The following is a 25,033-nucleotide window of genomic DNA, read 5'->3' on the forward strand; positions in this document are numbered from 1 at the left end:
GATTGAAACATTTCGCCGCCGCCGGCATAGCAGTCAGCAACGATGTATCTCCCGGCCTAACCGCCGGGAGCGGATTGAAACCGTTTCAACAGGCAAAAAAAAGGCGCGAACACCGAGTATCTCCCGGCCTAACCGCCGGGAGCGGATTGAAACTTTGCCTTCCAGCAGCGGCAGGTCCATTTCGGCCAGATGGTATCTCCCGGCCTAACCGCCGGGAGCGGATTGAAACAGTCCGTCCGGCCATTGTTCGCTGAATGCAAGTTCGTATCTCCCGGCCTAACCGCCGGGAGCGGATTGAAACTATGACAATGCGGGGACCACATTCATCAACGTCAGTATCTCCCGGCCTAACCGCCGGGAGCGGATTGAAACCTCGAAATCAGCAACGCTCTGCGCTACGCATTCAAGGTATCTCCCGGCCTAACCGCCGGGAGCGGATTGAAACGCGCAAGGAGCGTAGCACTATCAAAGACGAGGCATGTATCTCCCGGCCTAACCGCCGGGAGCGGATTGAAACAATCCCCCGATACCGAGTCTTTTTGTCGCCTTTCGTATCTCCCGGCCTAACCGCCGGGAGCGGATTGAAACGTGCTGCCGTGCGTGCCTTTCCACGACGACGTGCGTATCTCCCGGCCTAACCGCCGGGAGCGGATTGAAACAGAGTAGTTGGCACGGGAGTTGCGTATTGGCACGGTATCTCCCGGCCTAACCGCCGGGAGCGGATTGAAACATTGCCGTATCCAGCCGAACAGTAAGCCGCTCAATGTATCTCCCGGCCTAACCGCCGGGAGCGGATTGAAACAGAAATACATACCGACTCGCAAAGATGGGTAAGCAGTATCTCCCGGCCTAACCGCCGGGAGCGGATTGAAACTGGATGTATTCGGGATTTTTGGCAGCAAATCAAAAGCGTATCTCCCGGCCTAACCGCCGGGAGCGGATTGAAACGTCGTTGGCGTTGGGCGATTTCAGCGCTTACCAAAGTATCTCCCGGCCTAACCGCCGGGAGCGGATTGAAACCGGCATATACATCACATTCGCGCCGATGCTGTATTGATATCTCCCGGCCTAACCGCCGGGAGCGGATTGAAACCAGTTCGAGAAATATCGAAATACAAACCATCCAGAGGTATCTCTCGGCCTAACCGCCGGGAGCGGATTGAAACTCGATTGGACGCCCGCGATGGTTTTCGAAGAAATGTATCTCCCGGCCTAACCGCCGGGAGCGGATTGAAACTTCCTTGGACTTCCATTCAATATCTCCAGCTATGCGTATCTCCCGACCTAACAGCCGGGAGGTGATTGCCCTTTTGGGATTTAGTTTCGGTTTTACGGCAATCGTTTAAAAGGCGCATTCGGCTTTATACGGCTGGTCTTTTCTTTGACAGAATGTTATTCGTTGGGTTATTAATGACGCTCTTTTAAATAATCCTTCATTTAATAATGCATAACTGGCATCTGACGAAGGGAACCGCCTATCTGACTTCCGGCATCGGTTATGGACGGGAAAAGCTTTCGGCATTCGACGCGGCCGAACTGGATGCGAATATCATGGCGGCCAACGCGGTCCAGGTTTCTTCTTTCATCCCGCCTGGCTGGCAAATTTCGGGGGACAAAGATGCCTTGAAGCCATTGACAGGCAAGGGCGTGTTTCTGCCGATCGCTTATGTCTATAGCGTCTCCAATGACAGCCCGGTGGCGGCTTCCTTTGCGATAGGAGTAAACAGGGACCCGCAACAGGCCTCGATTATCATGGAGCATGCGGGAATTGCGATGACTCGGGACACATCGTTGCGGATATCGGAAATCAATGTACAGGACGCTTTCAACGCTCGAAATTGGGCGATTGATCGCCTCGAAAAGATCGCTATCGATGTCCTTCCCAGAGAGGGACTGTATGTGTGCGCATTGGTGGCGGTCGTGTTTATTGTCGATAAAGGGTAAGTTACAGGGCGTTTCGATCTCGCGGTCTCAGGAGAAAGAATGACTGAAGTTCGTAAAGCCGATCCGTCCGTGCGGCGGCAAGTGTTGCATTATGTCCTGATTGGCGAGGACGTAGGCGGCCATCATGCTTTGTGGTTACTATATTGGCAACTGTTCGATGCGTTTGGAGTGTGATGGATACGAAAATCAGGGTTTTGCTGGTCGATGATCATGCGGTGGTGCGAGCCGGTTTTCGCCTGCTGCTGGCTTCGGTCGATGCGATCGAGGTTGTGGCCGAGGCCGCGCGCTGCGAGGAGGCCTGCAAGCTGTATGAGGATTGCAGGCCGGACGTGGTGGTGATGGACTTGTCGATGCCCGGTATCGGCGGCCTCGAAGGCATCCGCAGGATTGTGGCGCGAGATCCGGAGGCGAAGATTCTGGTATTCAGTATCCATGACGAGAAAGTCTATGTCGACCGGGCGATGGCGGCAGGGGCGAAGGGTTACATCACCAAAAACAGTGCGCCGGGGATTCTGATCACGGCGGTGCGGGAAATCGCCGACGGCAAGACTTATATCGAGGCCGGTTTAATCGCGGCGCGTTCGCCGAAAGTCCAAGAAAACTGCCATCAGACCCTGCTTGCTGCGCTGACTCCAAAAGAATTCGATGTATTCCGGCTGCTCGCGAAAGGTATGACTACGCACGAAGCGGCCGGCGAATTATGTCTCGGCGTCAAGACCGTGGCCAATTACAGCACGCAGATCAAGACAAAATTAAACGTGAATACCGTTGCCGAACTGGCGCGTATTGCGATCGAATTGAGGGTGATCTAATTCATTCGAATTTGACGCGGATGCCGGCCCAACCGGAGATTGGCGCGCCCGGCCCCAAAAAGGCTTCGGGGTTGCCGTTCTTGAAAAAATTCCGGTTTACGACACCGTAACTTGCGTAGTTCGCATCAAACACGTTGCGTGCCATCGCGAACAGTTCGACGTTTTGGGTCACCGCATAGCGGGTGTTCAAATTCACGATCGCGTATTCGTTGACTTTGGAATACTGATTATTGTCGTCGCCGCGCAGATATTGGCTAGAGACGTATTGCAGGTCGCCGCCGAAAAACCAGCCGTTAAGAATTTCATATTCGGCGCCGAGCTTGACGGTCTGCTGCGGAATGCTCGGAATACGATCGCCGGGTTTGACGTTGATCGGCCCTACCGCATTGTTGAGAGTTTCTGCGGTACGGTAGGTGGCATCGACGAAACTGTAATTCAGAAACCAATTCAGTTTTTTCCAGACGCCATTCAGACCGAGTTCGCCGCCTTGCCGTTGGGTCACGCCGACATTCTGAAAATAACCGGCGACCACGCTGCCGGGCGCGTTGATGAACAAAATGTCGTCATTCAGCCGTGAGCGGTACAACGCCATGCGCCACTGCAAGGCGTTGTTGAATTTGCCGCGCACGCCGGCTTCGAACGTTTTGGACACGACCGGCTTGAGCGGCGGATCGGCGGTAAAACTGTTGGGCAGCGAACAGGGGGCATTCGGGTCGGCGCAACTCAGTTCAATCGGCGTCGGCGCGCGGAAGCCTTCGTTGTAATTGCCGTAAAAGGTCAGCTCTTGTAATGGTGTTTTGAGGTCGAGCGCTTTTAACGGATTCACGGTGAAGCCCGCCGACGGATTGAGCCGGTCGAAAGTATGGTCGCCGTTCAATGCGGTGCCGATATTGTCGCGCAGTACGACGTTGGCTTGGTTCCAGCCCGCCGATGCGTTCAGATGCAGCCAGGGGAAAACCGAGAACGTATCGGTTGCAAACGCGTTGATATATTCGTTTTCGCCGTTGATATTCACTTCGGTGCCGAACGGCGTCGTGCCTATCGTCGCATGGCTCGGGCTGAAAATCGCATCCTGGCCCGCCTGGGTAAAATGGGTTCGACTGGCGTTGTAGCCGCTGCCGAGCGTGAATTGATTTTCGTGAGTAAAAATCGGCTGCGTCGAGGTGACCTGGACATTGATGCCCGCGCCGTCCTGCACGATACGGTTCGCGATATTCGAAGCCGGTGCGGTACCGCTCGCAATACATTCGTTAAAGGTGTCGCAGGTTTCATCCAGATTGCCGGTGTTGCTGTTCACCGAATTCGTGGTGTTACCCCGATAATAGGCATTTCCAGCCAGAATCAGAGTCTTGCTAAACTGGTGCTCGCCTTTCAGGTTGAAAAAATACAGGGTATTTTCGGTGGTGTCGGGTGCGGTATAGATTGCCCGGCGGTTCTGATCGAGTTCACTCGTCGGCACCGGCCCGACGCCATTCAATTTATTATTGGCAAATGTGAAGCTCAGGTCGAGGTCGGTATTCTCGTTTTCCCAGCCGACTTTGCCGAAAGCCTGATGCAATGCGCTATGCGTAAACGGCCGCCAGCCGTCGTCTTCGAAAATATTGCCGGCAAAAAACCAGTCGAAATTGTCTTTATAACCGCCGTGTTCCGCCTCGAACGCCTTGCGCCCGAACGAGCCGCCGTAGGCTTGAGCCCGGCTGCCGGCATGGCTGAAACCGCTCTTGGTGCGTACCGACAAGGCGCCGCCCAAAGTATTCAGCCCGAACAGCGGATTGGAGCCTGGGATCAAGTCGATATTGGCGATCGCGTTCTGGGGAATCAAATCCCAATTGACCGTATCGCCGAACGCTTCGTTGACGCGCACGCCATCCTGATAAACCGAAAGCCCAATCGGGGTGCCGAGCAAAGGCGACACATTGTAGCCGCGGTAGGTGATGTCGGGTTGGAAAGGGTTGTTCTGATTGTCGTTGATATTGACGCCGGCCAGATTCCGCCGCATGAAGTCGGATAAATCGAGCGCTTCGTGGCGATGGATGTCTTCGTCTTCGGCCGATTGCACATTGCCGGACACTTTCTCGCGCGCCAAACCGGTAGCGCCAAGAGGCGTATCACTGACTACTTCGACTTCGGGAAGTTCGAAAGCGTCGAGTTTCGCGGGCGCGTCTTCGGGCTTATTATCGGCGGCTTGCGCCAAAGGGAACAAGATCGTTAAGGCCAGGAAGATATTGTGCTTTTTCATCAATCAAAAAAATCGGGATAAGGCTAAAAGAGCGCGTATTATTCCATGGCGGGGTATTTATAGAAGTAGGAAAATTTCCTTTTTCGGTTCTCGCCAAGTCTCCGTCGAATCGACAATTCGCATCAATGTTGCTATCTTGGCGCTCTTAGAGAAACGCTTATTCACTTGATCATTGATTTGAAATGACGTCATTTTCGCTTCCTGTTTGGCCTTATGTTTACGGCGGTCCCTCGGGGGGCGGCAAGATCCGCGTTCTGCCCGAAGACTTCATCGTCGAGGAAACCCTGGGGTTCGAGCCATCCGGCGCGGGCGAGCATGCTTTTTTACAGATTCGTAAGACCGGCGAGAATACCGAGTATGTGGCGCGGCAACTGGCTCGTTTTGCGGAGATCAGGCAGCGCGATATCGGTTTTGCGGGGCTAAAGGACCGCCATGCGGTCACCACGCAATGGTTCAGCGTCTGGCTGCCGGGCAAGCCGGACCCGGATTGGGCGGTGTTCGCATCGGCTTCGATCGAAGTGCTTCAGGTTGTCCGTCATGCGCGCAAATTGCAGCGGGGCGTTTTGGCCGGTAATCGATTCCAGTTGCTGGTCAGAGATTGGCGGGGAGATCGGGATAAAGCGGATGCCCGGTTAGCCGCGATCAAGGCCCAAGGCATCGCCAATTATTTCGGCGCGCAGCGTTTCGGACATCAGGGGCGCAATGTCGAGCAGGCGTTGAGGCTGTTTCAGGGGAAGAAGGTCAGCCGTGAGTTGCGCGGTATCTATCTGTCGGCGGCCCGCTCGTTTTTATTCAATCAACTGCTGGCGGCCAGAGTCGCGGCACAAAATTGGAATCGGCCATTGCCGGGCGATGTATATATGTTTGATAAATCGCACAGCCGCTTTAAGGCCGATGCACAGGATCAGGACATTGCCGGACGCGTTTCAGCCGGCGCGATTCATCCGACCGGCGTGTTATGGGGGCAGGGCGATAGTGGCGTGTCTGGCGAGGCGTTGGCGTTGGAAATGGAGGCGATCGAGCGCTTTTCCGAGTTGGTCCGGGGGCTACAAAACAGCGGCGTCGAAATCGAGCGGCGGCCGTTGCGCGTCAATGTGCCGGATCTGGCATGGCGGTTTGCAGATGACCAATTACACCTGAGCTTTTCTCTGCCCGCCGGGAGTTATGCGACCGCGCTGCTCAGGGAGGTGATCGATTGGGATGATTAATAGTCCCAATCGGCTTCGTCTTTTTTAGCGAATTTTTCCGCCAGCCGCAACAGCACCAACACCGCGCCGGCGCCGCCGTCTCTGGGCTTGGCCGAGCAAAACGCCAATACGTCCTGATGCTGGCGCAGCCAGAGATTCAGGCTGTTTTTCAGGACCGGCAGGTTGTCTTGCGAGCGATAGCCTTTACCGTGAACCAGCAATACGCAGCGGCAGCCGTCGATCACCGCATGATGCAAAAAAACCAGGAGTTGCCGCTTCGCTTCGGCGCTGGTCAGTCCGTGCAGGTCGATTTCGGCATCCAGGCCGAACTGGCCCTTGCGCATCTTGACGAGCACGTTTTTTTGAAGGCCCGGCGCGATATAGCTGAGCCGGTCTTCGATGCTGACCGTGTCCAGGTCGTAAACGTGATGTTCGACAAGCCGATTTTCGATCTCGACCGGCTTGTTTTTCGGGTAGGGTTTCGGTTTTTCTGCTTTCGCTAGGGCTATTTTGTCGTCTTTTATCGCGCGTACTGTGCCGATGGCAAGACGAAACAGCTCACTGTCCGCGGAATCCTGGATTTTTTTTGTCACGAAAGCTGATTTTGTGGGGCATTGTTGCTAATATTTCAGGATTTTATAGCGAATTCCTCTTTAGAGCGAACGATAAATGCATATTTTGTTGAGTAATGACGATGGCTATCTGGCCGAAGGCCTTGCCGCGCTGGCCGAGGCCTTGCGTCCCTACGCCGATATTTCGGTCGTGGCGCCCGATCGGAATCGTAGCGCAGCCAGTAATTCGTTGACCCTGGACATGCCGCTCCGGGTCCACGCGGCCGACAACGGTTTCATCAAGGTCGACGGCACACCGACCGATTGCGTGCATCTGGCGATTACAGGCCTGTTGGAGCCGGAGCCTGACATGGTGTTTGCTGGGATCAACCATGGAGCGAATTTGGGCGATGATGTGCTGTATTCGGGTACGGTTGCCGCGGCGACCGAAGGCCGGTTTTTGGGCTTGCCGGCGGTGGCGATTTCGTTGGTCTGTAACGAAGAGCCGAAACATTTCGAGACTGCGGCAGAGGTCGCGGTCGTGTTGTTGAAACGTTTGCTCGCGAAACCCTTATCGCAGGATACCTTGCTGAATGTGAACGTGCCGGATGTCGCACTCGCGGATCTGAAGGGCTATCGGGCGACCCGTCTGGGCCTGCGGCACAAGTCGGAACCGGTGATCAAACAGAGTGATCCGCGCGGGCGCAAGATCTATTGGATCGGGCCGCCGGGTGCGGAACAAGATGCGGGGCCCGGCACCGATTTCGATGCGGTGAGCACGGGCTATGTTTCGATTACGCCGTTGCAACTGGATTTGACCTGGTATGATAGGGTCAATACGATCAGGACTTGGCTTTCGGAGGAAACCAGCGCATGAATCCAACCCTACAAGGTATCGGCATGACCTCTCGGCGAACGAGGGAGCGGATGACTCGCCGGTTGCTCGCTCAGGGCATCACCAGTAATAAAGTTCTCGATGTGATGGGCCGTACGCCGCGGCATATTTTCGTCGATGAAGCGTTGTCCAGTCGCGCCTATGAAGATACCGCGCTGCCGATCGGGTTCAATCAGACCATTTCGCAGCCTTATATCGTCGCCAAGATGACCGAGTTGCTGCTCGAATTCGGCGGTCTCGGCAAGGTACTCGAAATCGGCACCGGCTGCGGCTACCAGACCGCGATTCTGGCGCAGTTGGTCGGGCATGTGTACACGGTCGAACGCATCATGCCGTTGCAGAAGAAGGCGAAGGATCATCTGTGGAGCCTGAAACTGAAAAATATCAGCTATCAGCATAGCGATGGCGGCTGGGGCTGGCCCGAACATGCGCCTTATGACGGGATTCTGGTCGCTGCGGCACCGTCCGAAATCCCCGAAATGCTGCTCGAACAAATGGCGGTCGGCGGTGTGATGATCATTCCGATCGGCCGCGGCGGGCGACAGGAATTGCAGCGGGTGTTCAGAACCGTGGACGGCTATGAAGTCGAAGAACTGGAGCCGGTCACTTTCGTGCCGTTTTTGGCCGGCAGAGAGTAATCCGGGGTTTTATCAGCCGGGCAAAAATTTGACCAATTTGACCGAACTCTGGTCGCGTTTGATGATCTCCAGCGGGTAACCGTGCAGCTTGATGCCGGTGCCTGCCTCGGGGATGGTTTCCATGAATTCGATGATCAAGCCGTTCAGCGTTTTGGGGCCTTCCGTCGGGAGTTCCCATTGCATCAGCCGGTTCAATTCCCGGACGGTGATGCCGGCATCGACCAAATAACTGCCGTCAGCCTGTTTTCTGAAGGTGACTTCATCAGTGACTAGCCCACCGACGATTTCCTGCAACAAATCATCGAGCGTCACGAGTCCCTGCACATCGCCGTATTCATCCACGACCAGCCCGATCCGCAGTTTTTCGATCTTGAAATGCTGAATTTGCTCATGAATGGGCGTGCTGTCCGGAATGAATGCCGGTTTGGTTAGTGCATTCAACAGCATGGATTTATCGAAGTTGTCCTGATTGATCTTTAGCAGCACATTTCGCAGATGCAAAAAGCCGACCACCCGGTCGATGCTTTTTTTATAGACCGGCAAACGGGTGTGAGGACTGTTTTTGATTTGGAGGATGATCTCTTCGATCGGTAGTTCCAGATCGATGCCGTAAATTTCATTGCGCGGCGTCATGATGTCTTCGACCGTCGCCGATTCGAGATCGAGAATGCCGAGCAGCATTTTTTGATAGCGCGAGGGAATCAGGCTTTCCGCTTCCGTCACAATGCTGCGGAGTTCTTCCTTGTTCAACGTTTCATGGTTGTTTTTACTCACCCGGACGCCGACCATCCTGAGCAGCAGGTTGGCGGTCAGGTTGATGCTCAACACCATGGGATAGGCCGCTTTCAAGAGCGGGACATAAATCCAGGCTGCTGGAAACGCCAGCATTTCCGGCTTGACTGCGGCCAGGGTTTTCGGCGTGACTTCGGAAAAAATCAAAACCACGATCGTCAACAGCACGGCCGCAATCGTAATGATCGATTCGTCTTCGCCATAGAGCCGGATAGCGAGAACTGTTGTGATCGAGGAGGCCGCAATGTTCACAAACACGTTGCCGAGCAGAATCAGGCTGATCAGGCGGTCGGGACGTTGCAGCAAATTATGTGCCTTGGTGGCGCCTTTATGATGCAATTTGACCAGATGCTTTAGCCGGTACCGGTTCAGCATCATCAATGCGGTTTCGGAGCCGGAAAAAAACGAGGATAAAACGAGCATCAGGGCAAGCAAGCCCCATAGTATGCCGAGGGGTAATTCGTTCAAGGAAGGGGGTCTCTTTTATTGAGGAAGTGTTTAGTCTCTACGCTGAGAGATTTTTGTCAAGTTTCTTGTGGCGATCGGGTTGCTGAAATGTAAAGTCCTCAAATTTTACAACAGTTTAAGACTGAACTGTTATAGAATATGCGGTCAAGCTTCTTATTGGGAAGCCTTTTTAACGACGCAAAAACCGGGAGTTATTTCATGCGCATCATCCTGTTAGGGAGTCCGGGTTCCGGTAAGGGAACTCAGGCACAATTCATTACTCAAAAATACGGTATTCCCCAGATTTCGACCGGCGACATGCTGCGCGCTGCGGTGAGAGCGGGTACGCCTTTGGGGATTGAAGCCAAAAAAGTGATGGATGCGGGCGGTTTGGTGTCTGACGACATCATTTTGGGATTGATCAAGGAGCGCATCGCCCAGGACGATTGCGCGAACGGTTTTTTGCTCGACGGTTTTCCACGCACGATTGCGCAGGCGGAAGGTTTGAAGGCGATGGGCATTGATATTAGCCATGTCGTTGAAATTGCTGTTGACGATGAGGAAATCGTCAAGCGCATGGCCGGACGGCGAGTGCATCCTGGTTCGGGGCGCAGTTACCATGTCATATTCAATCCGCCGAAAGTCGAGGGCGTCGATGATGTGACCGGTGAAGCGCTGATTCAGCGCGATGACGACAAGGAAGAAACGGTCCGCAAGCGTTTGCAGGTTTACCATGATCAGACCAAGCCGTTGGTCGGCTATTATTCCGCCGAGGGTCAAACCGCTAAATTCGCGACGATTGCCGGCGTCGGCGATGTCGGGCAAATCACCGCCAAACTGTTTGCTGTATTGGAATAGATTCACATAACATTCAATCTTGCCGAACGATCGGCTTAACCATAAATTAAGAGCTATGCCGGGTAAAACATTATATGACAAATTATGGGAAGATCATGTCGTCCATACCGAGGACGACGGCTCTTCATTGATTTATATCGACCGCCAATTGGTGCATGAGGTCACGTCGCCGCAGGCTTTCGAAGGACTGCGCCTGAGCGGGCGCAAACCGTGGTGCACCGATAGAAACCTGGCGGTGGCCGATCATAACGTGCCGACCACCGACCGCGACAAAGGCATCGCCGATCCGGTTTCCCGGTTGCAGGTCGAAACCCTCGAAAAGAACTGCGCCGAATTCGGCATCACCGAATTCGACATGGCCGACGTGCGTCAAGGCATCGTGCATGTGATCGGTCCTGAACAGGGCGCGACCTTGCCGGGTATGACCATTGTTTGCGGCGATTCGCATACCTCCACGCACGGCGCCTCCGGGGCGCTGGCGTTCGGCATCGGCACTTCCGAAGTCGAACACGTGTTGGCGACGCAATGCCTGGTGCAGAAAAAAGCCAAAAACATGCTGATCCGGGTCAACGGCAAGACCGGGCCCGGCGTGACTGCGAAAGACATCGTGCTAGCGATCATCGGCAAGATCGGTACCGCCGGCGGCAACGGTTATACGATCGAATTTGCCGGCGAGGCGATCCGCGCCTTGTCGATGGAAGGCCGCATGACGATCTGCAACATGGCGATCGAAGCCGGCGCACGCGCGGGTCTGATAGGTGTCGACGATGTGACGATCGACTATTACCGCGACCGTCCTTATTCGCCGAAAGGCAACGACTGGTTCATGGCCGAACGGGTGTGGCAGAACCTGCATTCGGATCCGGATGCGGTGTTCGATAAGACAATCGACATCGACGCAGCCTCGATCAGGCCGCAGGTGACCTGGGGTACTTCGCCGGAACTGGTGGTGGCGGTCGATGACAAGGTGCCCGATCCTGCGCTCGAAGCGGATGCGACCAAGAAGCAAAGCATGATTCAGGCCTTGAAATATATGGATCTGAAGCCCGGCCAGGCGATTACCGACATCAAGCTCGACAAGATTTTCATCGGCTCCTGCACCAACTCCCGTATTGAGGATTTGCGCGCGGCGGCTGCGGTGGCGAAAGGCAAGAAACTGGCGTCGAACATCAAGCTGGCGCTGGTCGTTCCGGGTTCCGGTCTGGTCAAGCATCAGGCCGAAGCGGAAGGTCTGGACAAAATCTTTACCGATGCGGGCTTTGAATGGCGCGATCCCGGCTGTTCGATGTGTCTGGCGATGAACGCGGATCGACTGGAGCCGGGCGAACGTTGCGCGTCAACCTCGAACCGCAATTTCGAGGGCAGGCAAGGTTATGGCGGACGTACGCATCTGGTTAGTCCGGAGATGGCTGCAGCGGCCGCGATTGCGGGTCATTTTGTCGATGTGAGTACTTGGGAGGTACGTCAATGAGAGCGTTTACGCAAATAACAGGGCTGGTTGCGCCGATTGATCGCGCCAATATCGACACCGATGCGATCATTCCGAAACAGTTTTTAAAATCGATTCGCCGTTCCGGTTTCGGTCCTTACTTGTTCGACGAGTGGCGTTACCTGGATCGCGGCGAGCCGGACATGGATTGCTCCGAGCGGCCGTTGAACGAGCATTTCATTTTGAATCAGCCGGACTACCAAGGTTCGGAAATCCTGCTGACCCGCGAAAATTTCGGCTGTGGTTCGTCGCGCGAACATGCGCCTTGGGCTTTGGAAGACTATGGCTTCCGCGCAATTATCGCGCCCAGCTTCGCGGACATTTTTTATAACAACTGCTTCAAGAACGGACTGTTGCCGATCGCGTTACCGGCCGCTGAAGTCGATAGCCTGTTCCAGGAACTGGTTCCCGGCTACCGATTGGCGATCGATCTGGCCGCGCAAACGATCACCACGCCGGCCGGCCGGGTGATTCGGTTCGATGTTGATCAAGCGCGGAAATACCGTTTGTTGAATGGGCTTGACGATATTGCCTTGTCTTTGCAACATGCGGACAAGATCAGAGACTATGAAGCCAAACGCGCCAAGCGCGCGCCTTGGTTGTTCGCGGGCTGATTCCGGGCCTTGTCAATCGCGGATGGAACCGAGACGGCTTCATCCGCTTTCGTTTCATTTCAGAATGAGCCGCGCGTCGGCTGTTTTCCAAGGGTTGTTTAATGTCAAAAGTTTATAACGTTGCAGTGGTTGGCGCGACCGGTGCCGTCGGCGAAGCGATGCTGTCGATACTTGAAGAGCGCAATTTTCCGGTCGGCGAAGTGTATGCGCTGGCCAGCAGCAAGTCGGTCGGCAAACGCATTCCGTTCAAGGGCGGCTCGTTAAAGGTCGAGGATCTGGCGACCTTCGATTTTTCAAAGGCGCAGATCGGCCTGTTTTCGGCCGGTGGCTCGGTGTCCGCCGAATACGCGCCAAAGGCGGCAGCGGCCGGTTGCATCGTTGTCGACAATACCTCGCATTTTCGCTATGACGACGATATCCCGTTGGTCGTGCCGGAAGTCAATCCGGAAAAAATTGCCGACTATAAAAACCGTGGCATCATCGCGAATCCGAATTGCTCTACAATTCAGATGTTAGTTGCCTTAAAGCCGATTTACGATGCGGCCGGCATCGACCGGATTAACATCTGTACTTATCAGGCCGTTTCCGGCACTGGTAAAAAAGGCATCGATGAAGTCGCGGGCCAAACGGCGAGACTGTTGAACGGCCAGCCGATCGAGAGCAAGGTTTATCCGAAGCAGATCGCCTTTAATGTGCTGCCGCAGATCGATGTGTTTATGGACAATGGCTACACGAAAGAAGAAATGAAGATGGTCTGGGAAACTCAGAAAATTCTCGGCGACACATCTGTCAAGGTCAATGCAACCGCGGTTCGCGTGCCGGTTTTCTACGGCCATTCCGAAGCGGTGCATATTGAAACCCGTCACAAAATCAGCGTCGAGAAAGTCAGGGAACTGCTCGCGCATGCGCCGGGGGTAAAGGTCGTTGACGAACGCAAAAACGGCGGCTGGCCGACCGCGGTGACCGAGTCGTCAGGCCATGACGAAGTGTTCGTCGGCCGTATTCGGGAAGACATTTCGCATCCGTTGGGACTCGACCTGTGGGTGGTCGGCGATAACGTGCGCAAGGGTGCCGCGCTGAACAGCGTACAAATCGCCGAGGTGCTAGTAAAAAATTACATCTAGTCTAAGCTTTACTGTGTATTTCAACTGTTCGCGGCGATAGACCGAGGTAATTATTGTGAAAGAGAGTAACGTGAGCAATTTGACCAGGACTTTAGCGGTATTGTCGTTGTTGGCTCCGACGGGCGCCTATCCGTTAGGGATAGGAGAAATTAAATTGCATTCGGCCCTCAATCAAAATTTGGATGCCGAGATTTCCTTGATGTTGTCGGCGGGCGAGCGAATTTCCGACGTAAAGGTCGGTCTTGCGCCTCCCGATAAATTTGATGAACGCGGCGTGCCATGGTCCTATTTCCTGTCAAACATCAGCTTCGAGCCGGCGGTGCGCGCCGACGGCTCGGCAGTGATCAAGGTCAGATCGCGAGAAGCGTTAAAAGAACCGGTTTTAGACCTGTTGCTACAAGTTACCTGGCCGAAAGGCACGTCCTACCGCAAGTTTTCTTTGCTTGTTGATCCGCCGGCCGCCTATGCACAGCCGACTGTCCCCATCATGCGAGTTCCCGAGACGATTGCCAGTACGCCGGCTGTCTCCGCGCCGCCTGCATCCACGTACTATACGCCAGAGCCGCGTCCGGAGGCTCCAGTTTCCGCTTCAGAGCCAAGAACTGTGCGCCAAGCCCGCAAAGATGACATCGTAAAAGGGATTTACGGACCGACCCGGAAGAATGATACGCTGTGGGGCATAGCCGAGAAGGCGAGCAAGCCGTATAAGGTTTCGGTCGAGCAAATGATGGTCGCGATTTATCAGGCCAATCCGGGTGCATTCTACAAAGACAATGTGAATGCCTTGCTGGCGAGAGTTAAAATCAAGATTCCTGATCGCGAAACCGTCGTCAAATTATCGCATCAGGATGCTTTGGCTGAGTTCAATCGTCAGAACGAAGCCTGGAAAAGCCATTCGCAACCTGTTTCCACTGAGGAAGTGGCCAAGGCAGTTCAGAAAGAAGCGGCGCCGACTGAAAAACCGATCGAGAATCAGTTGACATTGGCTGCGCCTGCCGAAGCGACGGTTGCCGAAAAAGCGGTCATTACTCCTGGACAGGAACAGAATGCGGCTAAATCCGATTCCGGCAACGCGGAGTCGGAAGCGGCAGCAGCTGGCGCCAAAGCAAATGAAGAAATGCTGGCAAGAGTGGCGGCGCTGGAGCAGCAGTTGGCGAAAATGCAGGCTTTGTTGACGATAAAAGAGCAGCAATTGGCCGCAGTACAAACTCAGGCTGAACAGGTGCCTAAATCGGCGACTGATTCTGCCGTAACCCCAGTTCAGCCAACTGAGGCCTTGCCACAAGCCCAGCCTGCTCCGGTGGTGCAGCAGCCGTCTGCGCAAACGCAATCAGTGCCGCAGCCCGCGCCTGAGCAAGCACCTCAATCGGCGGTGTCTGAGCAAACGGCCAACCCTGCGCCTGCACAAGCGGGAAAACCTGCCTCTGTTAAAAAACCGGTCAGCCGCCCTGCGCCTGCGCCCGAACCGATAGAGGAGCCGTTGCCTTTGGGACTGATCGGCGGGGCCGGCGCGGCTATTTTTTCGATATTGGGATTTTTCTGGTGGCGGAAACGCAAAAGTATAAGCGAAGCCTCGCTGAATACCGAGAGCATGTTTTCGCCGTCTATCATTTATAAGGCCCCGGAAACCGACTCAGGTTTTTCGATTCCTGTGTTGAATGAAAATACCGCCTACGATACCAATCCGGTTGGCGAGAGTTCTTTTCTGAGCGAGTTCACGCCTAGCGATTTTGACGCTTTTGATAATGATCAGGGCGAGATCGATCCAATCTCCGAAGCGGATGTTTATCTGGCTTATGGCCGCTACCAACAGGCCGAAGAACTGATGCGTAACGCGATCGAGAGCCACCCCGATCGTGACGAGTGCAAGCTGAAGTTGCTTGAAATCTACTATGCAGGTGAAGACAAGGCTGGTTTCGAAGCGTTTGCAAAAGAATTAGCTGCTGGCGGTAAAAGCAAGGACACAGTTTTCTGGGAAAAGGTGAGTGAAATGGGGCAAGAAATTTGCCCTGATTCGTCATTGTTTTCATCAGAATCACAACTGGCGCCAAGTGAGGGCAATCTCATTGCCGGCGAGCCTGGATCGATCAATTTGGCCAAGCAGGATCTGTCTCGGCAAGATGATTACGATGCGCAGTTCGACGCTGATTTTGATCCGGCTGCATTCAATACTTCTTTTAAGGATGATGTCGAGCCGGAACCGGCGAATGCCGATAACAGCTTTGCCGATTTCGATCTGGCCGGCTTTACGTTGGACGCTGCGGCCGATGAAGGCGAACAACAGAACAACCAGAGTATCGATTTCGATCTCGGTCAGTTCTCCACCGATGAAGCGGGTGCTGATGCCCTGTTAAAGGATAATCACTCGGCGGATAAAAATGACTTTGACCTTGAGTCTTTTGATTTCAAGCCAGGCATTTCCGAGGCTGCGGAAAGCAAGGAAGATGCCGGAGCATTCGCAATCGATCAATTCGATTTGAAGGCAGAATCTGCGGATGATCAGCAGGAAAATGCTTTTTCCGACGAGTTTAACTTTGACTTTGACTTTTCTTCGCTAGGAGCTGACGAGTCAGAGGATGATCAGGCTGAAATCTCCGGAGTTTCCGATCTGACAGATATGGATGAACTGGAGACCAAACTGGATCTGGCAAAGGCATATCGCGATATGGGAGATAATGAGTCGGCCAAGGATATCGTCGCTGAAGTGCTTGAAAAAGGCAGCACCGAACAAAAAAAGATGGCCCAAGTTCTGCTCGGGGAACTGATCTAGCAACTCCCTTACTGTTGAATCAATCTGGAAGTAACAAAAAATCAGCTTGCTTCCGGATTGATGTTTCCAAGCACTTATTTACCGTAATCCGACAATGCAATCGAAGCGAGGTTTATAAGCGCAAAACTTTTTATATCCCTTGTCTCGCTATAACAAGCGGCACTGCCAACATTATCTGGCAATGATCTGAAGATTGTCTTCTTTGATCCCGAGCAACAATTCGCCCCGCAAAATTCCTAGCAGTTCCTTGCCGGCCATGCTGTAACGCCATCCGTGCAGCAAAGCGCAGTCGCCTTCATCATTATTGAACAGTAAGGATTCCAAGTCCTTTCGAGTGGCAAGAATATTTGGATTCAAGGCGTTTTCTTCGGCCCTGATCCTGACGATCGCGGTTAAGAGATCAACGATCGCTTCCTGTTGTTGAGTTTTCTTAGAGGGGCGTCCATCTTCATGCAAGGGAATCGGCGGGCGGTTTTTGGCCGCGTTGATGATCTTGCACAAGGTGGAGCCATAACGGCTAACGGTGCGTTCATTAATCCCTCGGATTTGTGACAGATCGGCTACCGTTTCCGGCTGAAGTTTTGCAATGTCAAACAGCAGTTCATCGCGGATAAGCCAACCTTTAGGCCGGTTTTCGCTTTGTGCGGCGCTTTCTCGCCATTCGGCGAGTGCCTGAATAATCGAAAGCTGCTTGCCGGTCAGCTTGTTTTTACCCTTGATTTTTCGCCAGGCGTGTTCCGGCAAGACTTCATAAAGTGCCGGATTGGAGAGTTCAGAAAAATCGGGGTGCAGCCAATCGAGACGGCCCAAGGCGCTCAACTTGTCGCGCATGAGTTGATAGATTTTGCAAAGATAGATCACATCGTCCGCGGCATACTGAATTTCCGCTTCGCTGAGCGGGCGTTTGCTCCAGTCCGCGCGCGTGTGGGCCTTGTTCAGGTTTACATTCAAGAGATGCGAAACCAGCATCGCATACCCCGGATTGTCCTGATAACCGAGTAAAGGGGCGGCCACCTGCGTGTCAAAGATCGGCGAGGGCAGTTTCCCGGTCAATTGATAAAATATTTCCAAATCCTGGCGGCTGGAATGCAGCACTTTGATGATGCTGCCGTCATATAAGACATCAAAAAGCTCATCGAGTTGGGCGAGAGTAATCGGATCGACGCAAGCCACCCAGTCAGGAGTGGCGATCTGCAATAAGCAGAATTTTGGGTAATAGGTTTTTTCACGTAAAAATTCGGTGTCCAATGCGATCCACGGCGCAGCTTTGATGCGCGCGCAAATTTCGGATAGTTTTGCGGGTGTGTCGATATATTCAATCGCCATTGTACTTACGTTTCGAACCTTAAATAGGGGACAGTCGTTTTTGTCATAATTCGTTCTAGCAGAGGAGCGCCGAGGAAATGCACTAGAATCAACAGAAACGGATTCAATCTTTACCGGAAAATCAGGCCGTTTCGGGCTGCGCTTTGGCGAGTTGTTGACGATGGCGCCCGTAGCGAGGATTGCCGTGTTTTTTGGCGCGCCGGTTTTTGACCCTGCGAATGTCCAGCTTTTGACGGTTGATCTCGACCGATTTCAAATGTTGGAAAATATCCGGCGGCATTTCATCGGGTAATTCTATCAGCGTGTATAGTTCCTGAATATCGATATTGGCGATATTTTTTTGATCGACGCCTGATTCTTCAATCAAAACTTTTTTGAGTTCTTCAACGGTGACTTGATGTTGGCGGCCGACATCGAGTCGATAGCGCACCAGTTTTATGGTTTGAGGTATGGCTTGCCGTAAGACGCTGGAGCGCTGTGTATGGGGCGGAGCGATTGCTGCGACCTGAACGTTCGCTGGGTTTTGCAGTAAAAACAGCAGGGCAGCGGCGCAATCCAGGAAATCGAAGCCCGATTTTTCGCTTAAGTTCTTCAGATAGGCTCTCTGACTGCCGAGATCCTCGATATTGACGATCTGTTGTATTCGGTTATCCAATCCGGTCGGCAGGCTGGGTTTGTCGGTATTATTCATCCTGGAAAATAGTGGTCGCGTGGAGTGTTTATGTCAACAACGGCAAAAAATCAGCGGCATCGGGCTCATGCATCTGTTCTCGATCAGAGTCTCTTGTCAAAGATTTCGACATAGGCCTCATCGCGAATTCGACGCAGCCAGAGCTCGGTTTCTTCTTCGATTTTCCGTTTGCGTATCGCCTCCCGGGCCATATTTTTTTGGTGCTCGCTGCTATTGTCCTTGGTTTCGCGATCCAGCACCTGAATCAAGTGCCAACCGAATTGAGTCTGCACCGGGTCGCTGATTTGTTTGATTGCAAGCCCATTCATCGCGACTTCAAACTCTTTGACGAGATCGCCGGGATTCACCTTGCCCAAGGAACCGCCTTTCAAGGCAGAACCTTTATCATCCGAGTGAGCGCGCGCGAGGGCGGCAAAGTCGTCGCCGTCAGCTATGCGCTCCTTCAGCGCCAGCAAGCGTTTTTTGGCTTCGTTATCGTCGATCAATTCGTTGGTCTTGATCAAAATGTGCCGGACTTCGGTTTTGGTGACCATGTGATTGTCAGCGCCTTTCGTCTCAAGCATTTTGATGATGTGAAAGCCGCTGGGACTGCGTATCGGATCGGACACTTCACCCGCACTCATTTTGCCGGCGACGTCGACAAAAATGGTCGGGATGTCGTTAAGTTTGCGCCAGCCCAAATCGCCTCCCGACAGTGCGTTGTCGTCATCCGAATTGCTGACCGCAGTATGCGTAAAATCCTGGCCTTTGCGCAGCTTGGCGACGATGTCGTCGGCTTTGCTTTTGGCGGCTTGAATTTGTGGGGCGGAAGCGCCCTCCTTGAGAGCGATCAGAATATGGCCCAAATGATATTGTACCGAATCGGCGCCGATTTTTCCCTGGGTTTCGAGATAGTGTTCGACTTCCCGGTCGGTCACTTTGATGCGGGCGCCAATCTCGCGTGCGCGCAACTGATTGATCATGATTTCATTGCGCAGATTATCCAGAAAGCTTTTATAGGCCATGCCCTGGCTGATCAATTCGTTTCTGAATTCATCAGGGCTCATATTGTTATTATGAGCGATTTCGGCGACCGAACTGTTCAGCATTTCATCGCTGACCGTGATGCCGGCTTTTTCGGCCAGCTGCTTTTGCAGTTTGTCGACAATCAATTTTTCTAGCACCTGATGGCGCAGTGTTGAGGCCGGCGGCATCACGACATTGGATGACTGCATTCGCTGCGCGATCATGTGAGTCTCTTGTTCCAGTTCATGCTCCAATACTACGTCATCCTCGACTATGGCAACGATATTATCGAGCATCTCGGCATGGGCGGCAGTGGTACCCGTCAGAAAATGCAGCAGAAAAAAAGCAATAAAGAATTGTTTCATTAGTGTTCGGTGGATCATTTTTCCGGTCTTTGGTAACCGTAAATGCTTTGTTCAAAGAATTTGTCAAGGTTTTCACCCAGCCCGGTCAGACCTTTGAGTTCTACCTGGAAGAAAACGCCTGTTTGGCTGACGCCTTCGGCAAGCTGCTGATTCGGGCTATTAATCGTATTGGCGCCATTAATCCAGCGGCGTCCAATCACCCGGAAACGCCAGCAGCAATTTTCTTTTTCCAAACCGAGAAAGGTTTCCTGCGAATTATTATAAAGCCAGGAATATTGCCAGCGGCCGATCGCATACCAGCTTTTGAGGAGCGGCCAGCGAAAACTCAAATCGCTTTGCACCAAGTCTCTTCCGTGGATTACCGCCTGATCGGTCAGCGGATTATAGTTATTTTGCCTTGCGGATTCGAACCAAATATCTCGGTTTTTTATCAGGGTTTGTTCAACCAGATTATCTTTCCGGTAATTGAAGCCAACGTTCAGAATCTTCTCGGTTTCATTTACGAAATGCAGCACTGCCTTGCTTCTGACGATTTCATTGGTCTGCGGGTTCCATTGGACGCCGCTTTCTCCGGACCAGTGGTCGGTAAATTCGCTGCTGAGTTCGGCAACCAGCGGTGAAAAACTGCCTGTTTCGGCAGGAGTTTGAAATCCTTCCGCGGGTTCCGTTACGAAATTAGGCAGATAGTGAATCCTGATTGGCGCGGTTACTTCGCGGTTTTGGAAATAAATAATCTCCCCGATATTGAATTTCAATTTTTCACGGCCGCTTGCAGGATCGATCAGTCGGGTCGTCAGCGCTGCGGTGATTTGATTGGCGTCCTGGAGCCGGTCGGTACCGCTGAAGCTGTTTTCTCGGAACAGATTGCTGAACCATAAATCGTAGCGAGAGGTATCGAATAAGGGAATATCTGTTTGGTCCTTTCTAGGTATGTATAAATAAAACAAGCGTGGTTCGATCGTATGCTTCAGGGACGAGTCCGCATTGCCCAGATCTCTTTCGAAAGTCATGCCGCTGTCTAAAGAAAGAATCGGCAAGGTTCGGCTAACCGTGCTAGGCCAGCTTTGCGATGGATCAGTCGTGGATTTTTCAGAGAGCTGATAACCGGTGTACTGGAGGGAAGCCTTGGGTGTTAAAAAACCCCATTCCGAATGCAGAGGCGAGCTGATTGAAGGTTTGATATTTACACGCTGGCCGTTGACAAGACTTTGATGTTGAAAATAGGTGTATTCGCCATCCAGAGCCGCATTAAGGGGCATAAAATTGAAAGCATGATCCAGATCGAGCTTGATTTGAGGCAGGCGTCGATAAGGTTGGCTATTGCTAGTCAAGGTTTGATCGATTGTTTGATAGTTCTCGACAAGACCTGTCAACGAGATGCCTTTGCTTTTATCGGTGTAGCCTAGATCGGCCGAGCTTTTGACGAAACTGAAATTCGGAAAGCTCAGCGCGTTGCCGAGATCTCCGAAATATTGCTTGTCCGACACATAATTCAGATCCACATTTGAGTGGATATACGAACCGAATTGGCTGGTGTTTTTGATCGACCCCAAAAAACGCGCTTTATTGAGAAGCTGGTCGTTAGGCATAACCTCGAAGTCGACTTTGCTATTCGAGTAGGGGGTTAGTAGCCTGAGTTCGCTGCCCAATAGTAAGCCGCGCTTGGTCAAATAGCGAGGTTTAAAGAGGGCATCATAGTTCGGCGCAATGTTCCAGTAATAAGGTACCGAAATGTTGAAGCCACCGCGTTGCGTGTTACCGTAATTAGGCGACAGGAAGCCCGATAAGCGCCTGGCATCGGTAGGAAAAGACAAATATGGCGAGTAAAAGACCGGTGCGCCTTTGAATTCGACCCAGGCGTTTTTGGCGGAGCCTTTGCCGGTGGCGTCATTCACTTTTAGGTCGGACGCATGCACGACCCAATCCGTGTTGCCCGGAGGGCAAGTGGTGTAGGCGACGCCCTTGTAGCGCAATAGCGTTTGACTTTCGCGGTAAGCGGCGGTGGCGCTGCCTCTGAGGGGGGCGGACGGATTGATGAACTGCACGTTTCTCAAAACCGCCTGGTCCTGCGCCAGTTTCAGATTTGCGGAATTACTGTATATAGACAAATTGTCCTCGTTATAATACACCTCGCCTTGCAGATCCAGTGTTTGCGAAACGCTGTCATACTGTGCGGTGTTTGAAATCGAGTGCTGGTCGGCGCGGGTAATTTCGACATTGCCTTTATAACTGCTGATTTCATTTTCGAAGACTTCGCCGTAATCGGCATTTACATCCAGTGGCGATACGTCGCGCAGATACCGGCCGGGCGTAAAGGCGGGGGCTGCAGTCGGTTCGATGCTGCAGCGATACCATGGATCGTATTTAAGATTTGACGCCAAATTGGCAAAGATTTGTTCCTGATTCGAGTCGAATGCCGGCTCAAGTAGGCTGAAGCCGTTTTCCTCGGCAGCGACGACGCGCGTTCGCCCTTTCGGATCGGGGCCGGTTAGGTTGCAATTCCAGTCCTCGCCGCCTTCCGCAGCTTTACAGCGCCAGCCGGCTTGCCGGTTGTCTTCCTGGCGCAGATTTTCTTTGACGGCGATGGCTTTGCGCACGGTCGGCTTGACCACGATTTGCTTTTCGGCAACCGGCTTGGGTTGAGCCTTGGTTTCGGCTCTAATTTCCGGAATCGGCGCCGGCGCCGATTCGCTGACTGCGGTTTCCTTTACCTCGGCCGGCGCGGGGGGTATGGATTTGGGTTGCTGCGCTAACGGCTCGCCGCCGGTGTCGGCGGGAGAAGCTTTTTCGCCGGTGCAAACCCATTCCTTGCTGTTTTTGTCTTGATGGCAGTTCCAGACGGTGTCATCCGCAAAACCCGGAGTCAGCAGGAATGCGAAAAAAAACAGGAAGAAGCAAAAATGCATGCAGTTTTGGGGTATCAGTGGCGAAACGTTTCGTAAATAGACTAAAATGCCAGATTCACATTTTACCTTAATTTTTCTGACCATATTAAACTAATCTAAACTGGATCATCATGATTGAAGATTTGCGCATCATGGGCCTGCTCGACTGGCTTCGGCATGACTTGTTGATGACGATAACGCGTTGCGAACCGGCCTCCAGCGACGCCAGTTTCCGGCGCTATTTCAGGGTCGAGGGACCGGGAGGCCGGTTTGTCGTGATGGACGCGCCGCCCGAGAAAGAAAATGTGGCGGCCTTCATTAAGGTCAACCACTTTCTGAAGGCGGCCACCGTGCATGTGCCCGAGATTTTTGCACAAAATCTTGAGGAGGGCTATTTGCTGCTCGAAGACTTCGGCAGTGTGGATTTTCTGGACCGGGTGACGGCGGATAATGCCGGAGCGATGTACCGAGACGCGCTGGATAGCCTGTTCCGCTTACAGACCCGGACATCGATCGCAAGCTGCGGTTTGCCAAGTTACGATCACGCGCTGTTGACCCGGGAACTGGGCATTTTCGATGAGTGGTTCCTGGGGCAGCGGCTCGATATCGAGATGCCGTCCGACATTCGCGCTGCGCTGCACGAGCGCCTGATCGCTTCCGCGCTGGAACAGCCGCGGTTCTGCGTGCATCGGGATTATCATTCGCGCAATCTGATGGCGCTGGAGGCAAATTCGCCCGGCGTGCTCGATTTTCAGGACGCGGTGATCGGCCCGGTCACCTATGATCTGGTGTCGCTGCTTAGGGACTGTTACATCGCCTGGCCCGAGCAGCAGATCGAAGGCTGGATGAGCGGCTATTACCGGCGTCTGCTCGCCGCGCAAATGATCGATTGCAGTCTGGAGCAGTTCCGGCGCTGGTTCGACTGGATGGGCATGCAGCGCCATCTGAAAGCGATCGGCATCTTTGCGCGCTTGAACCTGCGCGACGGCAAGCCCGGCTATCTGAAAGACATTCCACGCACCTTGAACTACGTGCTCGCGCAGGTCAATGCCTACCCCGAATTTGCCGAATTCGGCGAGTTTTTGCGTGAGAAGGTATTGCCGTTGCAAGAGGTCGCCGCATGAAAGCGATGATCCTCGCGGCGGGTCGCGGCGAAAGAATGCGCCCGTTGACCGATCACACGCCAAAGCCGCTGTTAAAGGTGGCCGGCAAGGCGCTGATCGAACATACGATCGCCCAGTTGGTCGGCGCGGGCTTTACCGAGATCGTGATCAATCACGCGCACCTCGGCGCGCAGATCGAAGCCGCGCTCGGCGTAGGCGAGCGCTACGGCGCGCGCATCCAGTATTCATCCGAAGGCGCACAGGCGCTCGAAACCGCCGGCGGCATCATCAATGCATTGCCGTTATTGGGCGATGATCCGTTCCTGGTCGTGAACGGCGATATTGCGACCGATTTTCCGTTTGAAACCTTGCATCGAGTGCCGGTCGATCTGGCGCATCTGATCCTGGTCGATAATCCGGAGCATCATACCCAGGGCGATTTCGGGCTGGACGACGAGGGCGGGGTGATCGAAAACGGCAAGGAGACCTTTACCTTCAGCGGCATCGGGATATACGATCCGGCCCTATTCGCCGATACGCCGGCGGGCGTCAGCAAGCTCGGTCCGTTGCTGCGCCGGGCTATCGGCCTTCAGCGGGTGTCGGGTCAGAAATATGACGGGTTCTGGATGGATATTGGAACTCCCGAGCGTTTAGCGACTCTTGATCTTTATTACTCACAAACAGGAGCAACCTCATGAGCGATCATATCTACAAGAAAATCGAGCTGACCGGCTCTTCGACCGTCGGCTTGCAGGACGCGATCGAGAACGCGGTTGCGCGCGCCTCGAAAACGATTCAGAACATGCGCTGGTTCGAAGTGGTCGAAACGCGCGGCCAAATCGAAAACGGCAAGATCGCGCACTGGCAGGTCACGATCAAGGTCGGCTTTGCGCTGAACGAATAAAGTCGGAGATGCGTTGCCGGAATCAACGGCCTCCGATAACGCGTTGCCATTTCGCGCAATTAAGCGGCTTTGATTTTGCTGGCGTGCCCGCAGAACTGAAGGCTTCGTATCGCGCCCGGCACACCGCCACCGTGGCCAGGACAAGTCCATCCTGGCTATACGGGCCGGGATCTATGCTGCCGCCAAAGCCAAATACCCGGAGTGCTGGTCAAAAGACATACGCAACTGGAATCCGGTCGGCGCTGTTGCCCTCAACTCCGACAAGGCAATGCGAGAAAATTTGAAGACAGCCGCGTAATTCTTGCGGTAACTATCTTGAAAAACGCCGCTCGACTGCGCCGCAATTGTTTCAAGATGTTTAAAATCACCGCTTTTTCGTAGTCGTAAGCTCGCT

Annotated in this window: 21 protein-coding genes and 1 CRISPR repeat array; of the genes, 14 read left to right on the forward strand and 7 right to left on the reverse strand. The window is 53.5% G+C overall.

Going from position 1 to position 25,033, the window contains the following annotated elements; genetic code table 11:
* Positions 1-44 precede the first annotated feature (44 nt).
* Positions 45-1,309: direct repeats of the CRISPR family, unit length 37 nt; unit sequence GTATCTCCCGGCCTAACCGCCGGGAGCGGATTGAAAC.
* A 134-nt stretch (positions 1,310-1,443) separates the two neighbouring features.
* From U2W12_RS06305 to U2W12_RS06315, 3 genes are read left to right on the forward strand one after another with little or no spacing between them, the layout of a single operon-like run.
* Positions 1,444-1,944 carry a pyruvoyl-dependent arginine decarboxylase gene (locus U2W12_RS06305; RefSeq protein ID WP_326499818.1) on the forward strand — a complete coding sequence of 167 codons (501 nt, stop codon included), beginning with the start codon at positions 1,444-1,446 and terminating at the stop codon, positions 1,942-1,944.
* Between the two features lie 39 nt (positions 1,945-1,983).
* Positions 1,984-2,118, forward strand: coding sequence for a hypothetical protein (locus tag U2W12_RS06310; protein ID WP_326499819.1), 135 nt, complete (start codon positions 1,984-1,986; stop codon positions 2,116-2,118).
* The gene (locus tag U2W12_RS06315) at positions 2,118-2,756 is read left to right on the forward strand and encodes a response regulator transcription factor (RefSeq protein ID WP_326499820.1); all 639 of its coding nucleotides are present in this window, start codon (positions 2,118-2,120) and stop codon (positions 2,754-2,756) included. The genes U2W12_RS06310 and U2W12_RS06315 overlap by 1 nt, the downstream gene beginning before the upstream one ends.
* Position 2,757: 1 nt before the next feature.
* Here U2W12_RS06315 and U2W12_RS06320 read toward each other — a convergent pair whose 3' ends face one another.
* A complete protein-coding gene (locus U2W12_RS06320; protein WP_326499821.1) occupies positions 2,758-4,995 on the reverse strand; it encodes a TonB-dependent receptor in 2,238 nt (745 codons plus the stop codon).
* Between the two features lie 182 nt (positions 4,996-5,177).
* Between U2W12_RS06320 and truD the strand changes: the two genes are divergently transcribed.
* The gene (gene truD, locus U2W12_RS06325) at positions 5,178-6,203 is read left to right on the forward strand and encodes a tRNA pseudouridine(13) synthase TruD (protein ID WP_326499822.1); all 1,026 of its coding nucleotides are present in this window, start codon (positions 5,178-5,180) and stop codon (positions 6,201-6,203) included.
* Here truD and U2W12_RS06330 read toward each other — a convergent pair.
* Positions 6,200-6,775, reverse strand: a complete 576-nt coding sequence (locus U2W12_RS06330) for a Smr/MutS family protein (RefSeq protein WP_326499823.1) — start codon at positions 6,773-6,775, stop codon at positions 6,200-6,202. The two genes, truD and U2W12_RS06330, sit on opposite strands and share 4 nt — an antisense overlap.
* Positions 6,776-6,851: 76 nt before the next feature.
* Between U2W12_RS06330 and surE the strand changes: the two genes are divergently transcribed.
* Both surE and U2W12_RS06340 read left to right on the forward strand, forming a co-directional pair.
* Positions 6,852-7,610 (forward strand): 5'/3'-nucleotidase SurE, encoded by a 759-nt coding sequence (gene surE, locus U2W12_RS06335; RefSeq protein WP_326499824.1) that lies wholly within the window; start codon positions 6,852-6,854, stop codon positions 7,608-7,610.
* Complete coding sequence (locus U2W12_RS06340) at positions 7,607-8,266, forward strand: protein-L-isoaspartate(D-aspartate) O-methyltransferase (RefSeq protein ID WP_326499825.1); 660 nt, start codon at positions 7,607-7,609, stop codon at positions 8,264-8,266. The genes surE and U2W12_RS06340 overlap by 4 nt, the downstream gene beginning before the upstream one ends.
* 12 nt (positions 8,267-8,278) lie before the next feature.
* Here the strand turns inward: U2W12_RS06340 and U2W12_RS06345 are convergent, their stop codons facing one another.
* Positions 8,279-9,526, reverse strand: a complete 1,248-nt coding sequence (locus tag U2W12_RS06345; RefSeq protein ID WP_326499826.1) for an HlyC/CorC family transporter — start codon at positions 9,524-9,526, stop codon at positions 8,279-8,281.
* 198 nt (positions 9,527-9,724) lie between these two features.
* Here U2W12_RS06345 and adk point away from each other — a divergent pair, with 198 nt between their 5' ends.
* From adk to U2W12_RS06370, 5 genes are all read left to right on the forward strand, one after another.
* Complete coding sequence (adk, locus tag U2W12_RS06350) at positions 9,725-10,363, forward strand: adenylate kinase (protein WP_326499827.1); 639 nt, start codon at positions 9,725-9,727, stop codon at positions 10,361-10,363.
* A 55-nt stretch (positions 10,364-10,418) separates the two neighbouring features.
* The gene (gene leuC / locus U2W12_RS06355; RefSeq protein ID WP_326499828.1) at positions 10,419-11,834 is read left to right on the forward strand and encodes a 3-isopropylmalate dehydratase large subunit; all 1,416 of its coding nucleotides are present in this window, start codon (positions 10,419-10,421) and stop codon (positions 11,832-11,834) included.
* Positions 11,831-12,466, forward strand: a complete 636-nt coding sequence (leuD, locus tag U2W12_RS06360) for a 3-isopropylmalate dehydratase small subunit (RefSeq protein ID WP_326499829.1) — start codon at positions 11,831-11,833, stop codon at positions 12,464-12,466. The genes leuC and leuD overlap by 4 nt, the downstream gene beginning before the upstream one ends.
* Before the next feature lie 101 nt (positions 12,467-12,567).
* Positions 12,568-13,590: an aspartate-semialdehyde dehydrogenase gene (locus tag U2W12_RS06365; protein ID WP_326499830.1), complete on the forward strand. Its 1,023-nt coding sequence runs from the start codon at positions 12,568-12,570 to the stop codon at positions 13,588-13,590.
* Between the two features lie 487 nt (positions 13,591-14,077).
* Complete coding sequence (locus U2W12_RS06370; RefSeq protein WP_326499861.1) at positions 14,078-16,360, forward strand: FimV/HubP family polar landmark protein; 2,283 nt, start codon at positions 14,078-14,080, stop codon at positions 16,358-16,360.
* A 171-nt stretch (positions 16,361-16,531) separates the two neighbouring features.
* On the opposite strand, the gene rnd is transcribed toward U2W12_RS06370, so the two are convergent.
* From rnd to lptD, 4 genes are all read right to left on the reverse strand, one after another.
* On the reverse strand, positions 16,532-17,686 hold the full coding sequence (gene rnd, locus U2W12_RS06375; protein ID WP_326499831.1) for a ribonuclease D: 1,155 nt from the start codon (positions 17,684-17,686) through the stop codon (positions 16,532-16,534).
* A 121-nt stretch (positions 17,687-17,807) separates the two neighbouring features.
* Positions 17,808-18,377, reverse strand: a complete 570-nt coding sequence (locus tag U2W12_RS06380; protein ID WP_326499832.1) for a DbpA RNA binding domain-containing protein — start codon at positions 18,375-18,377, stop codon at positions 17,808-17,810.
* A gap of 83 nt (positions 18,378-18,460) precedes the next feature.
* The gene (locus tag U2W12_RS06385) at positions 18,461-19,747 is read right to left on the reverse strand and encodes a peptidylprolyl isomerase (protein WP_326499833.1); all 1,287 of its coding nucleotides are present in this window, start codon (positions 19,745-19,747) and stop codon (positions 18,461-18,463) included.
* Between the two features lie 14 nt (positions 19,748-19,761).
* Positions 19,762-22,653 (reverse strand): LPS assembly protein LptD, encoded by a 2,892-nt coding sequence (gene lptD, locus U2W12_RS06390; protein WP_326499834.1) that lies wholly within the window; start codon positions 22,651-22,653, stop codon positions 19,762-19,764.
* 110 nt (positions 22,654-22,763) lie between these two features.
* Between lptD and U2W12_RS06395 the strand changes: the two genes are divergently transcribed.
* The 3 genes from U2W12_RS06395 to U2W12_RS06405 are packed head-to-tail and all read left to right on the forward strand — an operon-like array spanning position 22,764 to position 24,639.
* On the forward strand, positions 22,764-23,756 hold the full coding sequence (locus tag U2W12_RS06395; RefSeq protein WP_326499835.1) for a phosphotransferase: 993 nt from the start codon (positions 22,764-22,766) through the stop codon (positions 23,754-23,756).
* Entirely contained in the window at positions 23,753-24,433 is a 681-nt protein-coding gene (gene murU / locus U2W12_RS06400; RefSeq protein ID WP_326499836.1) for an N-acetylmuramate alpha-1-phosphate uridylyltransferase MurU, read from the forward strand. The genes U2W12_RS06395 and murU overlap by 4 nt, the downstream gene beginning before the upstream one ends.
* The gene (locus U2W12_RS06405; protein ID WP_326499837.1) at positions 24,430-24,639 is read left to right on the forward strand and encodes a dodecin; all 210 of its coding nucleotides are present in this window, start codon (positions 24,430-24,432) and stop codon (positions 24,637-24,639) included. The genes murU and U2W12_RS06405 overlap by 4 nt, the downstream gene beginning before the upstream one ends.
* Positions 24,640-25,033 lie beyond the last annotated feature (394 nt).

It is taken from the genome of Methylomicrobium sp. Wu6 (genome assembly GCF_035916875.1).
In the GTDB taxonomy this organism is placed as follows: domain Bacteria; phylum Pseudomonadota; class Gammaproteobacteria; order Methylococcales; family Methylomonadaceae; genus Methylomicrobium.